Consider the following 13,348-nt stretch of genomic DNA (forward strand, 5'->3'; position numbering starts at 1 on the left):
GTGTCGTCCACGATGAGCACCGCGTCCTGGTCGCCGAGGTGCTCGACGACGTAGTCGCGCACATCCTCGAGGACCTCATCGGCTTCCCACTCGATCCGGTTCAGCAGTCGATGGATACGGTCCGGAGCGGCATGACCGGCCTGTTCGGCCAGGGTCCAGCCGTTCTTCCGCTCCAGTGGAGCGATCAGTCCCCGCATATAGCCAAGCGCCGACTCCCGCGGCTCCGTCCTGGAAAACCGATGCACGAACCGGCCATGCACAGCGTCCAGTTCACCGGCCCACACCCTGACATCAGCAAGGTCCCCACCCATACTCAGACCAACGACCCGCCTGCCCAACCGTCACAACAAACACCGTTGCAGTACTAGTCGCCGGTCGTGCCGTCGAGCATCTCGCGCAGGATGTCCAGGTGGCCGTTGTGGCGGGCTGTCTCCTCGGTGAGGTGGAGGAGGATCCAGCGCAGGTCGACGTGGAGGCCGTTGCGGATGGTTCCCTCGGCCCGTTTGTCCAGGTCGTTCCCGGCGACCAGTTCGCGGTAGCGGGCGCTCTGTTCGGCGTACTCGTCGAGCAACTGCGTGAGCGGGAAGTCGACGGCGATACGCATCTCGCGGTCGGGGTCTTCATCCGTCATGGGGGCCCGGTCTTCCTCGCCGAGGAAGACCACCTGGAACCAGTAGTACTCGACCCAACGGAGGTGGTTGATCACTCCGCTCATGGTCATCAGCGGTGAGCCCGGCAGGAGCGCCTTGCGGGCGTTCTCCGCCGAGACGCCGTCGCACTTGGCGCGGGCGGTTTCCCGTGCGTAGTCGAGGAACGTGGTGAGCTGGGTGCGTTCGTCCCATGCGGGCGGCGTGTCGTTGATTCTGATCATCGCGCGAAGCATCCCCGATCACCCCGACCGATGTCGAGGCATTTCGCGGAGGGCCCAACCTGCTCCACCCACTGCCGGCCGCCCGACATGATCCGCCGGACAGGCCCTAGACGAGCCTCTGCGACGCGACCTGGACCAGACGGCTCGACGGTGTGGCCGCCAACTGATGCGGCCGCCCACTGATGCGCCTGCTTCACCGTCCGCCGTGAGGGGTACGCGGGTGCGCCCCCTCACGGCAGACGGATGGTTGGCCTACCGGGATGCGGCGATGCGGCTGCGGCGGTAGCGCTGGACGAGCCCGACGGCTACGTCCACGACCAGGAAGCCCAGGACGGTGACGCCGAGGACCGGCAGTGCCCAGCCCACGGCCGCCACGGCCGGGATGCCGAGGAGGAGAACCGGCAGGGGCAGCTGACGCCAAGCTCCCCGGACGGGCGGCTTGCCCAGTGCGGCGCTGCGGTCTTCCCTGGTGGGTCGGCGCTGCCACCACATGCGGTAGCCCCAAGCCGTGATGAACAGCACGCCGACGGCGATCGCCGCGAGCACGAGCTGATTGGCCAGGCCGAAGAGCACACCCATGTGGAGCTGGATGCCGAGCTTGGTGAACTTGGCCAGCAGCGGGTAGTCGGACCACCGGTTGTGGGCGGTGACCTCGCGGGTGCCGGCGTCGACGGCGACCTGGTCCAGGTGTACCGGCCACACCTTGTCGTTCTGCGCGACGGACCAGGCGCTGTGCTCGTCCGCCGGCGGGGTCAGCTGGACGGTGCCGGTGAGCCCGGCGTCCCGCGCGGTGGCCAGGACCGGGCCGACATCGGCGATGGGATCAGCGGCCTGCTTCGCGGTGCCCGGTGCGCCATGGTGTGCGTGCTCACCGTGGGAGCCGCCGGGCGTGGAGGACAGGGAGGTGTTCAGCTCGGGGGTGCGAGCGTGGGCCTGGTCCAGCACTGCTTCGAAGCGGGCGCCCGCATAGGTGGACCAGGTCAGGCCAGTGGCGCTGAGGAAGAACAGGCCCGCGGCCAGCCAGACACCCATGGTGGCGTGCCGGCTGCGGGTACGGCGGACACCGCGGGCGCTGCGGTCCGGCAGGAGCGCCCGCCGGACCGGCTTGCCGGGCTTGGACCGGCCGCGCACAAGCCACAGCACCAGACCGGCGGCGACGATCACCCACAGCCAGCTGGCGGCCATCTCCGAGTACAGGCGACCGAATTCGCCCAGGTGCAGGTTGCGGTGCAAATCGCCGAGCCAGGTGGTCATGGGCGTCGAGTTGAACGAGGTCGTCAGCGCGCCCTTGACTTCGTTGGTGTACGGGTCGACGAAGACGGTGCGCCGCTTCTCGCCCAGCTCGGGGACGGCCAGCACCACACGGGTGGTGTCCTCCGGGGCGGCAGGGGTGATGACCGAGGCCAGCGTCCCCTCAGGGTGAGCGGTGCGGGCGGCCGTGACCTGGTCCTTCAGCGAGTGCGGCCTGCCCTCGGCCTTCTCTACGGTCAGCTCGTTGCCGTACACCAGCTGGTCGAGCTGCGGGGCGAAGGCGTAGGCGAGCCCGGTCAGGGCGGCCACGGCCAGGAACGGTGCGACGAACACACCCGCGTAGAAGTGCAGGCGCATCAGCAGCGCCCGCACCCCGCGCCGGGAACGATTCGCCTGAGGAACATCGTTGGTGGGAGAGGGGGGTGGTGCGGTCGCGGTTGCGGTCGCCGCAGAGGCGTCTGCGTGGGATGACTGGCCGGTCGGTTCGGTACCGGCTCTGGATGGCGGCTCTTCAGACAAAGTGGACATGCGGAACTCCAGGTACGCGCCCGCAGGCAAGCCCGCAGACGCTCAGCGCGAAGTCAGATGAGGGAACCGCCGCTTCACAGCGGCGTGGCAGGAAACGCAGCAGAAGCCGCGAAGCGGCCTGACTTCACGTTCGAGGAATGGCAGCACGTCATACCCACCCACGCGCATCGTTGTCGCGCGATGAGGAGGGTGCGGCGGGGGGCGAACTGTCGTCAGGCCGGTAGCGGAAGCGGCGGCCCTCGGCGCGGCAGGCCGCACGCGAGCAGCACCCCGTACCTGGCGACCAGCACCAGCGGGCCGCACGGCAACAGCCTCGGCGTGGCGGCCGGAAACGGCGACAGCCGGAGGAGCCGGAACCTCGGAACGATCATCGCGGCCAGCCGCCGCAGCAGCCGGTCCCCGTAGACCAGGCACACCGCCGTGCCCAGGGCCGCGGCGCCGTGCGCGAGCGTCATGCCGGCGGACATCACATGGGCGCCGTCGTGCACCGCGTAATGGGTGCCGGCCCGGTCCGGTGTCGTGCCGGACGCCATCCCGCCGTGATGGTACAGATGACCTGACGGCACCGCCGGGACTTCGGCGGCCGTCGCGGCCGTGTGGAGGACGATGTGCAGGACCGACTGGGCCCCGCCCAGCACCAACACCAGGACGTCGAAGGCCCGGCGCCTGCGGGTCAGCCCCACGCCCGCCACGGCGAGCACCGCGAACGTGACTGCGAGCCACTCCGGCCCGGGAAGCCGGCCACCTGCTGAGACGTGGCTCACGCAGCCCAGCAGCAGACTCAACAGCGCGCCCGTCAGGCCACGTATGGCCCGCCTCGCGCTGCTTCCCGGTATCTGCACGGGGTCAACTTACACAGGCTGCCCACCGGCTGTTCGAAGTCGTGCAGTGGTAGACAAATTTTCGGGAGCAGCGCAGGTCCCGACCCAGATGCCGGTGATCGCGCTGATATAGCGCGCCCCGCAGCGATCCGAGGGCACCACCAGCTGAGCGCCCGCCTTGTCCAGTCGGCGCCCGTCCATAGTGGTGGCCAGCAGCAGCGGCGCATCGCCGAAGTCGGCATCGATCTCCGCCCAGGAGAGCGAAGACGAGGACATAGAAGACGTGGACGACAATGCGGTGCTGGCCCTCTTCGACCGGCAGATGCGGCACGACGTACCGGCCGACTCCCCCGGCGCCCGGGTGGAGCGGGACGGCGACGTGGTGCGTCAGGTCGGTGGCCCCGACGACTGGAACGGTGTCGTGTGGTCGGACCTGGACGAGTCCGGCGTCGATGCGGCCATCGCGGCACAGGTGGGGCACTTCGCCTCGCTCGGGCGTGCGTTCGAGTGGAAGGTGTACGCCCATGACCGGCCCGCTGATCTCGGCGAACGGCTGCTGGCGGCCGGTTTCGCAGCGGAGCCGGCGGAGGCGCTGATGGTGGCGCCGGTGCACGACCTGTGCGCGAACGCCGCGCCGGCGGACATCGCGCCGCCCGAGGGCGTGCGACTGGTGCCGGTGACCGACGCGGCCGGCGTGGAGCTCATGGTGAGCGTGCATGAGCAGGTTTTCGGTACGCCCGGCGCCCGGCTGCGGCACCGGCTGCTCGGCCGGCTCGCCGAGGATCCGGACTCGGTCGTGATGACCGTGGCGATGGCCGGTGACCTGCCGGTGTCCGCGGCGCGGATGGAACTGCCCGCGGGGACCGACTTCGCGGGGCTGTGGGGCGGCGGCACCCTGCCCGCCTGGCGCGGCCGGGGCGTCTACCGGGCACTTGTCGCCCACCGCGCCCGCATCGCCGGGGAGCGCGGCGTTCGCTACGTACAGGTGGATGCGTCCGATGAGAGCCGCCCGATTCTGCGGCGTCTGGGCTTCACCACCCTGAGCACGACCACCCCGTACATCGCCCCATAACGCCGGCCCGCGCCGCCACCTATACATCCCCTGTACACCCGAATGCCACGGTCGATGAATACGCAGGGTGATGACGAGACGGCCTGCGGAGGGGCCCAATGACCGTGCAGGGCAGGGAAGTTGAGGTGACCTCCGACCGGCCGGGTGAATATCGGAGCCTCACAAGGGAGCTCTTTCCACCGATTTACACCGCTTGCGACCGAATGTGGCGGATGTAAGGCTGTGTGAGCTGGTACCTCACCGAAGAAGGAGATGGTTCCAATGGTTACGGATCGCACAGCCCGGATCGAGGCAGCCGCCCTGGACGCCGAGGTCGAGGGCCTGGTGGAACCCGCCGAACCTGACGGTGTGTTCCGCGATACCCGCGAGTGCGGGGGCGGCCTGGTGTTGCTCGGCCTGCTCGTGGCCTCGCCTCCGACCCCCCGTCCGAAGCCCGACGCCCGCTAAGGGGCAGTGCGTTGGCAGAGCAGACGCAGGGAGCAGTCCCACTGAGCGCTGTGGTCGCCGATGCCGCATCTGGGGTCGCCCTCGCCCAACGGGGTGAGGGCGACCCCTATGCGCTCTCCCGCATTCTGCGGCAGGGCGATGCGTTGGCGTTGGCCGCGATCCGGGTGCTGGGCGCCGACGCGCTCGCGCCGTATGCGCTGGACCACCGGGCGGGACCCGGCGGTGAGGACGAGACGGTCGTACGGGAAGCCCTCGCGGCCTTCCCACCGAAAGCGGACGCCTCGGAGGTGTCGGTGTGGAGCTACCGGGGCCTGGTCGAGGCCTCGCACGCGTTTCTGCCCGGTGGCGCGAACCACTGGCCCCCGGCACCGCAGGTCGGTGCGGCCTGGGTCACCAGCGATCCCTGGCCAAAGCTTGCCCATCGGGTGTCGCAACTGGCCGCGCTCGCGCTGCCCGGACTCGGCTCGTCGCTCGACGACGAGCTGGCGGCGCGCACCGGCGATCTGGCCCGCGGTTTCGTCCGTGCGGTGCGCCGCCGGGACTGGCTGCAGGCGGCGGGCCTGGGCCGCTGGCTGGCCCGACTGCCAGAGGTGCCGCCGACGCTGGGCCTGGACAGCGGGCTGGCCTTCGTCCGTCAGATGAGCGGCGGCGATCCCCGGGTGACGCTGCATGTCGTGGCCGCCCAGCGGTTCTACGGACGGGGGTGGTGACCGGCGGCCGGGGCGACCCGGGGCTGCTGGACCGTTTGGTCGGCGACAGCCTGGGGTGGCTGGACAGGGCCCGCGCGTCCTTCCACCTGCCCGAGAACGTGACGACGGACGCCGATCCCAATCTGACCCTCAAACCGCTCGGCGAGCTGGCCGAGTTGACCCAGTTCATCGGTGCGGCGCATCCGTGCGCCGGCATCCGTGCGGTGGCGGACGGGCTCTTCGCCTTCGCGTGGCACGAGACGCGTGACGGGGAGGTGTTCGCCGAGCTGATCCACGGCGAGCCGCATGCCACCTATCCCGTGGAGCTCTACGGGGCGTTCGCCCAAGCCGGCCTGCGCAACGCCGGTGTGGAGGAGCTGGTGCGGACGACGACCGGGCTGCGCAGCTGGCGAGTGGCGCGCGACGATCACACCCGTACGCTCGGCGTGCTCAACGCGGAGCGACGCATCGGGCTGTCGCACCACACGGATTTCGACGCCGTGCTGGCGCAGACCGGCCTCGGCCGGCTCGCGGAGCCATGGGCGCTGGACCGCAAGGCCGCGTACGGCGTGACCCATGATGTCTTCCACCTCACCGACTGGGGACGCGCCCGCCGGCGGCTGTCCCCGGAACTCGCCGGCTATCTGCGCCTCTGGCTGCCGTCCTGGCTGGAGAACTGGCTGGCGGAACAAGTGTGGGACCTGGTGGGCGAGTTGCTGGCGGTGACCGCCTGCCTGCCCGCCGCTCCGTACGACCCGGTGGCCTGGCAGCGGCTGGCCGATGCGCAGGCCGCCGACGGCAGCGTCGCTGAGATCGGCGACCTGCCGCGCCCGGACGACCCCGGCGAGGCGTTCACCGCCTGCTACCACTCCACCCTGGTGACCGCCTTCGCCGGCACCCTGGCCCGTATCGCCTCCGACGAGGCCGGGGCCCGGGGCGGTGCCGGGGCGGCGGTGGCCGAACGCATCCCCTGCGAAAGCGAGACAGCCCCGTGACAGTGACGGCCGCACCCCCCGCAATGCTGCACGGTGTCGGTGACCGGGCTCTGACCTGGCTCGACGAGCACCGCGAGCACTTTCGGCTGACCCCCGAGGACCAAACCACCGGCGCCGCCGTCATCGAACGGCTCAAGCCCATCGGGGAGTTGGTGATCAATATGCAGGTGCTGTTCCGGGAGGGCGTGGCCGGTTCCCGGCAGCACGCCCGCGCCGGGCAGTTGCTGGACTTCGCCTGGCGGGAGCTGCTGGACGGCGGCAATGTACTGGCCGCCCTCCAGCACGACGAGCCCCTCTCCCCCGTTCCCATCGAGATCTATGCGGCCTTCCATGAACTGGGCTACCGGCATCCCGGCCTGGAGTCGGCCATGGAGGTCAGCCGGCGCACCACCACCTGGACGGCGCTGGAGGTGGTGCCCAACCGGCGGCTCGGCGTGCTCAACGCCGAACGCAAGATGGGGCTCACGCCCAGCGCCGACTTCGACCGGGCCGTGGAACGCACCTGGCTCGGCCGGCGGCCCGAACCGTGGACGGTGCAGCTGCACATCGCCTACGACATCACCCACACCGTCTTCCACCTCACCAACTGGGGCGAGGCCCCGGACCGTATCCCACCCGCGATCGCCACCTACCTGGAGCTGTACCTGCCCGCCTGGATGGACGACTGGGCGGATCTCGAACACTGGGATCTGCTCGGCGAACTCCTCTTCGTCGACGCGTGTTTGCCGCGGCCCACACTGGACGCGCGGGTGTGGGAGCGGTACGCCGCCGCGCAGTCCGAGTCCGGTGCCATGCCCATGCAGCGCGGAATGCCGGACGGCGATCCGGCGGAGGTCTTCGATGTCGTCCACCACCCCACCCTGGTGGCCGCGTTCGCCTCAGCGATGGCCACCTCCCGGGCGCTCTCCGCCGACGTCGCCTGATGAGCCGGGACAGCCTGCTCGCGGACCGCCTCGCGGAGGCGCTCACCGTGATCGACGCCCCGGACGTCGTGCTCGCCGTGACCCGGAACGACCGACGGACCGTCATCACCGGCGGCACCGCGCTCGCACCGCCGACACCCCGCCATGCGCTGCGCTATGAGCTCGGTTCGCTCTCCAAGACCTACACCGTGCTGCTGCTCGCCGAACTGGCCCGGTCCGACGTGCTGTCGCTCGACGACCCGCTCGCCGCCCATCTGCCGGACCTGCCGCTCCCGTATGCCAACTCGCGCCGGATCACCCTCCGGCATCTGGCCACCCACACCTCCGGGCTGCCCCGTATCCCCCGCGATCTGATTGCCGGCGCCCTGCTGCACCCGTACGGCAACGCCTACACCCGGTACGACACCGAGCGTCTGCTGAGCACCTTCGCCCGCACCCGCACCCGGCACCCTCCCGGCACCCGCTGGTGCTACTCCAACTTCGGGCTGGCGCTGCTCGGCCCGGCCATGTCCCGGGCCGCCGGCTCCGATTACGCCACCCTGCTGACCGACCGTGTGCTGCACCCCCTCAAGCTGACCGGCACCACCTTGAGCCCCGGCACCACGGGCACCGACGCCGTCGGTCACCGCAAGACCGGCAACGCGCCCGTCCCCACCTCCGACATGGGCGGTTTCATCGCCGCCGGTGCCGTCCGCGCCACCCCTGACGATCTGCTCACCTACCTCGAAGCGCACCTCTCCCCCGAGGCCACCACGATGCCCCTGCCGCTGTTCGATGTGCAGGTCCCGCAGCTGCGCCGGGGCTGGCGGCACCGCGACACCCACACTCTGACCTGGTATCAGCATCCGGCCGCGGGCGGGCCGTTGCTCTTCCACGTCGGGGCGACCTTCGGCCAGCAGGCGTTCCTCGGCTACCACCCCGCGTCCCTGACGGGCCTGGCCGCCGTCGCCACCCGCCGCGGCCGCACCTGCCACCTGGTGACCACCGCCTATGAGCTGTTGTACGCGCTGGCCGGCGACTCCACGGTGTGAGGGGCCGCCCTACCGTCCGAGCAACGCATGCGGGTCGGCATCCGCGATCCGGCCGAGCAGGTCCAGGAATCCGGCCTGGTGGGCGGCGAGTTCACGCTCCTCGTACAGCGCGGGGTTGCCATCGTGGTCGATGCGCAGCCCCGCGCCGTCGCCCCGGTCGTAGATGTTGACGGTCAGGTCGTCGACGGGTCCGGCAGCGACGTTGCGGGCGTCGCTGCGGGCGCCGGCGAACTCCAGTCCGTAGTCGAAGGGCATGACGTTGACCAGCGGGCCGGCCGGCGCCCACAGCGCGCCGGGCAGTCCGAGGTCGCGGCGGATGTCCTCGTGGCGGTAGCGCTGATGGCGGCGGGCAGCGCGGATACCGAGGACCACTTGCAGGGTGAGCTCGGCGAAGGTGGTCTGCGCGGTGACGGTCAGGCGCAGCGGCAGCACATTCATGACCATGGCGGGGACGCGCAGCGCGGCGGGGCCCGTCCTGGCCATCATCGGCAGCCGGAGAACGACCTCGGTGGTGCGGGTGGTACGGGCGACGTACAACGCCTGGGTGGCGATGAGGACTTCGGGCCAGGTGGCGTGGATGGCACCGGCCAGCGCCTCGATCCTGGCGGTGCCGTCGGGGCCGATGCGGGCGGTGCTGCGCAGCGAAGTACGCGACGGTAGGGCGGTGCGCCCCGTGAGGGTGGCCGCCCCGGGCCGGCCGTCGAAGGTGTCGCGCCAGTGGGCGCGGTCGATGTCGTACGCCTCGGAATTGCGGTACGCGGTGTCCTCGGCGCGCAGGTCCGCGAGCCGTCCGAAGGGGCTGGGCCCGGCCTCCTGCCCGGCGGCGAGTGCGGTGTAGACCTCGGCGACCCGGCGGGCGACCAGGGCGTAGCCGAAGCCGTCCAGGATGATGCGGTGCACCCGCTGGTACCAGAGCCAGCGGCGCTCGCCGACCTGGAACAGGGCGTGCCGGAACAGTGGCCCGGTGGCCAGGTCGAAGGGGCGGGCGAGGTCGTCGCGCATCCAGGCGTCGGCGACCGCGTCCGGATCGCCCTGATCGAGGAGGACCGTCGCGTGCAGTGGGAAGCCGTGCCCCGGCGGCTCGATTTCGAGGGCGGACTGCCGTGGTCCGTCGGGGGTCTCCTCGATGCGTACGCGCAGTGCGTCGGCCTCGCCGACGGTCCGGTGCAGCGCCTCGGCGAAGAGCACCGGGTCCACCGGGCCATGGATCTCGATGCACTCCGCGGTGTTCTGCGCGGGGCTGTCGGGGTCGAGGGCCTGCGCGTGCCATATACCGGTCTGGGCGGCGGTGAGCGGCACTTCGCGGATCCGTTGCAGCGTCAGGGGCATGACGGTCAGGCCCCCTCGATGTCCTGGACGAGGGCGTCGGTGGTGGTGACGGCCGCGCAGGTGCGCGCGGCCCAGCGCAGCGCCTGGATGTGGTCGGCCTGGGAGAAGTCGGCGACCGCGTCGGCGACGACGAACGGCCGGATGTCCCGCATCCATGCGTCACCGGCGGTCAGCTGCACGCCGATGTGCGCGTACACACCCACGATGACGATCTGGTCGCGTCCGAGGTCGTACATCTGCTCGGCGAGATCGGTGCGGGCGAACGCGCTGTACTTCCACTTCGTCAGCAGGGTGTCACCGTGCTGCGGGGCGACGGCCGCCGCGATCCCCTCGGCGTCCCGGTCGTCCGGCACGCCATCGCCCCAGAAGTCCTGCTGGAGTCCGCGCTGGGCCGGGGTCTGGCCGCCGGGCTGCGCGGAGTAGACCACGGGGATGCCGGCCGCGCGGCAGCACTTCGTCAACCGGCCCACGTTGTCGAGGAGTTCGGTGAGCGGCGCGGCGTCCTGGGTGAAGGCGCGCAGGAAGTAGTTCTGCAGGTCGTGCACGAGCAGCACGGCCCGGCCGGGGTCCACGGTCCAGCCGACCCGGTTCGCGGGCAGCACGGCCGGGCCGGGCATGGGGTAGGGGGCGATGGCAGGGAGCGGCATGGGGGGCCTTTCGCGGATATGGGAGGGGGCGGGCCGGGGCAGCCCGCGGGCGCGGCGGTTCAGGCGTGCAGCGCCGCGCCACCGTCGGCGTACAGGTCGTGCATCGTGATGTGGCGGGCGCGGTCCGAGACGAGGAAGCCGACGGCCTCGGCGATGTCGACGGCTTCGGTGCGCCGGCCGTGCGGGATGCCGACGCGGCAGGCCGTGAGGTCCCCCTCGACGACGCGGCTGCGGGAGTCCGGTTCGGTCCACGGCTGCCGCTGTGTGGGGGCGCTCATGGAGCCGGGCGACACGACGTTGCACCGCACGCCGCTGCGGGCCAGTTCGAGGCCGAGGCTTTTGGTGAAGAGCGTCGCGGCGGCCTTGGAGGCGGTGTACGCGGCCAGGCCGGCGCGGGGCACGCCCGCCGCGTTGGACCCCACGGTGATGATGCTGCCGGACCGGCGGGCGGTCATTCTGCGGGCCACGGCGCGGCAGACCTGGAAGACGCCGGTGGTGTTGACGGCGAAGGTGTCCGCCCAGTCCTGGTCGGTGAGTTCGACGACGGACCCGGCCCGCAGCACGCCGGCCACGTTGACGAGGATGTCCAGCGGCCCGACGGTGCGTTCGGCCTCGTCCACCAGCTCGTCGACGGCCGAGCGGTCGGTGATGTCGACGGCACGGGCGGTGATCCGCGCAGCACCGTGTGCGGCCTCCAGCGCGGCGACGCCGTCCGCGTCCCGGTCGACGGCGACCACCCGCGCGCCCCGCTCGGCCAGCAGCCGGGCCACGGCCTCGCCTGTGCCCCGGCCGGCACCGGTGACCAGCGCCGTCCGCCCGGAAAGTTCGGTTTCCCGCATGCCCTACCCCTCCCTCGATTCAACTTAGGCAAGCCTAACCTAATTTCGCGTGCCTTGGTGAGGGTCAGGGCGTGACGATGGGGAAGCCGGGGTCCGGGGTGGTGAGCAGGCCGAGCAGCTCGTTCAGCGCGCCGGCCTCGCCCTCCTGGGTGACGCCGGCCGTCCCCCGGCCGGCGAGGAGGCCCAGCAGCTGGGGCTTGGTGAGGGTGAGGGTCAGGTCCGGCTGTTCGTCGGACGCGGTCGGCGCGCCGGCCGTGCTGCGGTGGGTGAGGGCCCCGTTGGACAGCGTCAGATGCCAGGTGCGGTCCTCGTCGGCGAGATACCAGTCCATGGTGAGCACGGATGCCCAGGCCCTGGGGCCGTCGACGCGGATGGCGAGCGAATCGATGAGCTGATCGACGGTCAGCGCCATGGCGACCTCGGGGTTACTGCTGCCCACCCGCACCTCGGCCGGGATGCCGCGCAGCTCCCTGGCGCCGGTCAGGTAGAAATTGCGCCAGGTGCCGTTCTCGCAGCCATGGCCCAGCCGGTCGTAGACGGCGGCCAGCTCCTGCCGCGCGCCGGAGTGTCCGGGGTCGGCGAAGACGGCGTGGTTCAGGAGCGTGGCCGCGAACCGCAGATCGCCCGCGCCGGCGTACCGTCTGCCGCTCTCCACCGTGGCGTCGACACCGCCCAGGGCCTCCACGTAGCGCTTGGCCTGCTCCACCGGCGGGTGCTCCCACAGATGCGCGGGGTTTCCGTCGAACCACCCCATGTAGCGCTGGTAGATCGCCTTGACGTTATGGCTCAGCGAGCCGTAGTAGCCATGGCTGGCCCACACCCTGTCCAGGCTCGGGGGCAGCCGCAGCTCCTCGGCGATCTCGGTGCCGGTCAGCCCCTCGTTGAGCAGCCGCAGCGTCTGGTCGTGCAGATACGCGTACAGGTCGCGCTGGTTCGCCAGCAGGGCCCTGATCCGGTCCTGGCCCCAGGTCGGCCAGTGGTGGGACGCGAACGCAACCTCCGCGTCGTCGCCGAAGAGGGCGAGGGCCTCGTTGAGGTAGTGGGACCAGATCCTGGTGTCGCGGACGACCGCACCACACAGCGTCAGGATGTTGTGCATGGTGTGGGTCGCGTTCTCGGCCATGCACAGCGCCTGATGCGCCGGGAAGTGGAAATTCATCTCCGCGGGCGCTTCGGTCCCCGGGGTGAGCTGGAAGACGATGCGCACTCCGTCGACGATCTCTTCCTGACCGGTGCTGGTGATGTCCACGGTCGGCGGGATGAGGGTGAGGGTGCCGGTGGAGCTGGTGGTGCCGAGGCCGCAGCCGATCTGGCCGGCCGGCCCCTTGGGGAGCTCCGCGCCGTACATATAGGCGGCGCGCCGGGCCATGGCCGTGCCCGCGTACACGTTCTCGCTGACCGCGTGCTCCAGGAAGCCGGCCGGGGCGAGGACCGGTACCGCATCGTGACCGTTCGGCAGCACACCGCGTCCGCCGCCGAAGTGGTCCGGGTGCGAGTGCGTATAGATCAGGCCGGTGACCGGTCGGTCACCGCGGTGCTTGCGGTAGAGCTCCAGCGCCGCGGCCGCGGTCTCGGCCGAGATGAGCGGGTCGATGACGATGACCCCGTGCTCCCCCTCGACCAGGGTCATGTTGGACAGGTCGAGGCCGCGCACCTGGTAGATGCCTTCGGTCACCTCGTACAGGCCCTGTCTGCTCACCAGTCGGCCCTGGCGCCACAGGCTCTCGTTCGCCGTGTCGGGGCAGTTTCCGGCCAGGAAGTCATAGGCCTCGGCGTCCCAGACCACCCGGCCGTCCCCCGTGACGACCTGGGGCGGGTCGAGCAGGGCGATGAAGCCGCGGTCGGCATCCGCGAAGTCTTGGTGGTCGTCGACGGGCACAGCAGTCACAGGGCGCCACCTCTCCG

Annotated in this window: 13 protein-coding genes and 2 pseudogenes; 6 read left to right on the forward strand and 9 right to left on the reverse strand. The window is 71.0% G+C overall.

What is annotated here, in order from left to right; translation table 11 throughout:
* The 5 genes and pseudogenes from AB0I10_RS32620 to AB0I10_RS32640 form a co-directional block, all read right to left on the reverse strand.
* The coding region (locus AB0I10_RS32620; protein ID WP_363156284.1) for a transposase at nt 1-311 on the reverse strand (311 nt) is incomplete at its 3' end.
* Nucleotides 312-364: 53 nt separating this feature from the next.
* Nucleotides 365-871: a DinB family protein gene (locus AB0I10_RS32625; protein ID WP_363156285.1), complete on the reverse strand. Its 507-nt coding sequence runs from the start codon at nt 869-871 to the stop codon at nt 365-367.
* 252 nt (nt 872-1,123) lie between these two features.
* Entirely contained in the window at nt 1,124-2,479 is a 1,356-nt protein-coding gene (locus AB0I10_RS32630) for a PepSY domain-containing protein (RefSeq protein WP_363156286.1), read from the reverse strand.
* 383 nt (nt 2,480-2,862) lie between these two features.
* Complete coding sequence (locus AB0I10_RS32635) at nt 2,863-3,492, reverse strand: hypothetical protein (RefSeq protein ID WP_363156287.1); 630 nt, start codon at nt 3,490-3,492, stop codon at nt 2,863-2,865.
* 9 nt (nt 3,493-3,501) lie between these two features.
* Nucleotides 3,502-3,732: pseudogene (locus tag AB0I10_RS32640) on the reverse strand (hypothetical protein); the annotation flags it as partial.
* Nucleotides 3,733-3,754: 22 nt separating this feature from the next.
* Between AB0I10_RS32640 and AB0I10_RS32645 the strand changes: the two are divergent.
* The 6 genes from AB0I10_RS32645 to AB0I10_RS32670 all read left to right on the forward strand — a co-directional run bounded on the left by AB0I10_RS32645 (nt 3,755) and on the right by AB0I10_RS32670 (nt 8,628).
* Entirely contained in the window at nt 3,755-4,543 is a 789-nt protein-coding gene (locus tag AB0I10_RS32645) for a GNAT family N-acetyltransferase (protein WP_363156288.1), read from the forward strand.
* A 261-nt stretch (nt 4,544-4,804) separates the two neighbouring features.
* Nucleotides 4,805-4,990, forward strand: a complete 186-nt coding sequence (locus AB0I10_RS32650) for a hypothetical protein (protein WP_363156289.1) — start codon at nt 4,805-4,807, stop codon at nt 4,988-4,990.
* 11 nt (nt 4,991-5,001) lie between these two features.
* The gene (locus tag AB0I10_RS32655) at nt 5,002-5,700 is read left to right on the forward strand and encodes a hypothetical protein (RefSeq protein WP_363156291.1); all 699 of its coding nucleotides are present in this window, start codon (nt 5,002-5,004) and stop codon (nt 5,698-5,700) included.
* Nucleotides 5,697-6,674, forward strand: coding sequence for a hypothetical protein (locus AB0I10_RS32660; protein WP_363156292.1), 978 nt, complete (start codon nt 5,697-5,699; stop codon nt 6,672-6,674). The genes AB0I10_RS32655 and AB0I10_RS32660 overlap by 4 nt, the downstream gene beginning before the upstream one ends.
* Nucleotides 6,671-7,597 carry a hypothetical protein gene (locus AB0I10_RS32665; protein WP_363156293.1) on the forward strand — a complete coding sequence of 309 codons (927 nt, stop codon included), beginning with the start codon at nt 6,671-6,673 and terminating at the stop codon, nt 7,595-7,597. The genes AB0I10_RS32660 and AB0I10_RS32665 overlap by 4 nt, the downstream gene beginning before the upstream one ends.
* Nucleotides 7,597-8,628 carry a serine hydrolase domain-containing protein gene (locus AB0I10_RS32670; RefSeq protein ID WP_363156294.1) on the forward strand — a complete coding sequence of 344 codons (1,032 nt, stop codon included), beginning with the start codon at nt 7,597-7,599 and terminating at the stop codon, nt 8,626-8,628. The genes AB0I10_RS32665 and AB0I10_RS32670 overlap by 1 nt, the downstream gene beginning before the upstream one ends.
* Before the next feature lie 30 nt (nt 8,629-8,658).
* Here the strand turns inward: AB0I10_RS32670 and AB0I10_RS32675 are convergent.
* The 4 genes and pseudogenes from AB0I10_RS32675 to AB0I10_RS32690 all read right to left on the reverse strand — a co-directional run.
* Nucleotides 8,659-9,957 (reverse strand): annotated as a pseudogene (locus tag AB0I10_RS32675) (condensation domain-containing protein); the annotation flags it as partial.
* A gap of 5 nt (nt 9,958-9,962) precedes the next feature.
* Nucleotides 9,963-10,604 (reverse strand): isochorismatase family protein, encoded by a 642-nt coding sequence (locus AB0I10_RS32680; RefSeq protein ID WP_363156295.1) that lies wholly within the window; start codon nt 10,602-10,604, stop codon nt 9,963-9,965.
* A gap of 59 nt (nt 10,605-10,663) precedes the next feature.
* Nucleotides 10,664-11,443: a 2,3-dihydro-2,3-dihydroxybenzoate dehydrogenase gene (locus AB0I10_RS32685; RefSeq protein ID WP_363156296.1), complete on the reverse strand. Its 780-nt coding sequence runs from the start codon at nt 11,441-11,443 to the stop codon at nt 10,664-10,666.
* 64 nt (nt 11,444-11,507) lie between these two features.
* Entirely contained in the window at nt 11,508-13,331 is a 1,824-nt protein-coding gene (locus tag AB0I10_RS32690; RefSeq protein ID WP_363156297.1) for an alkyl sulfatase dimerization domain-containing protein, read from the reverse strand.
* Nucleotides 13,332-13,348 lie beyond the last annotated feature (17 nt).

Origin of the sequence: Streptomyces sp. NPDC050636, from assembly GCF_040654775.1 — a bacterium.
GTDB lineage: Bacteria > Actinomycetota > Actinomycetes > Streptomycetales > Streptomycetaceae > Streptomyces.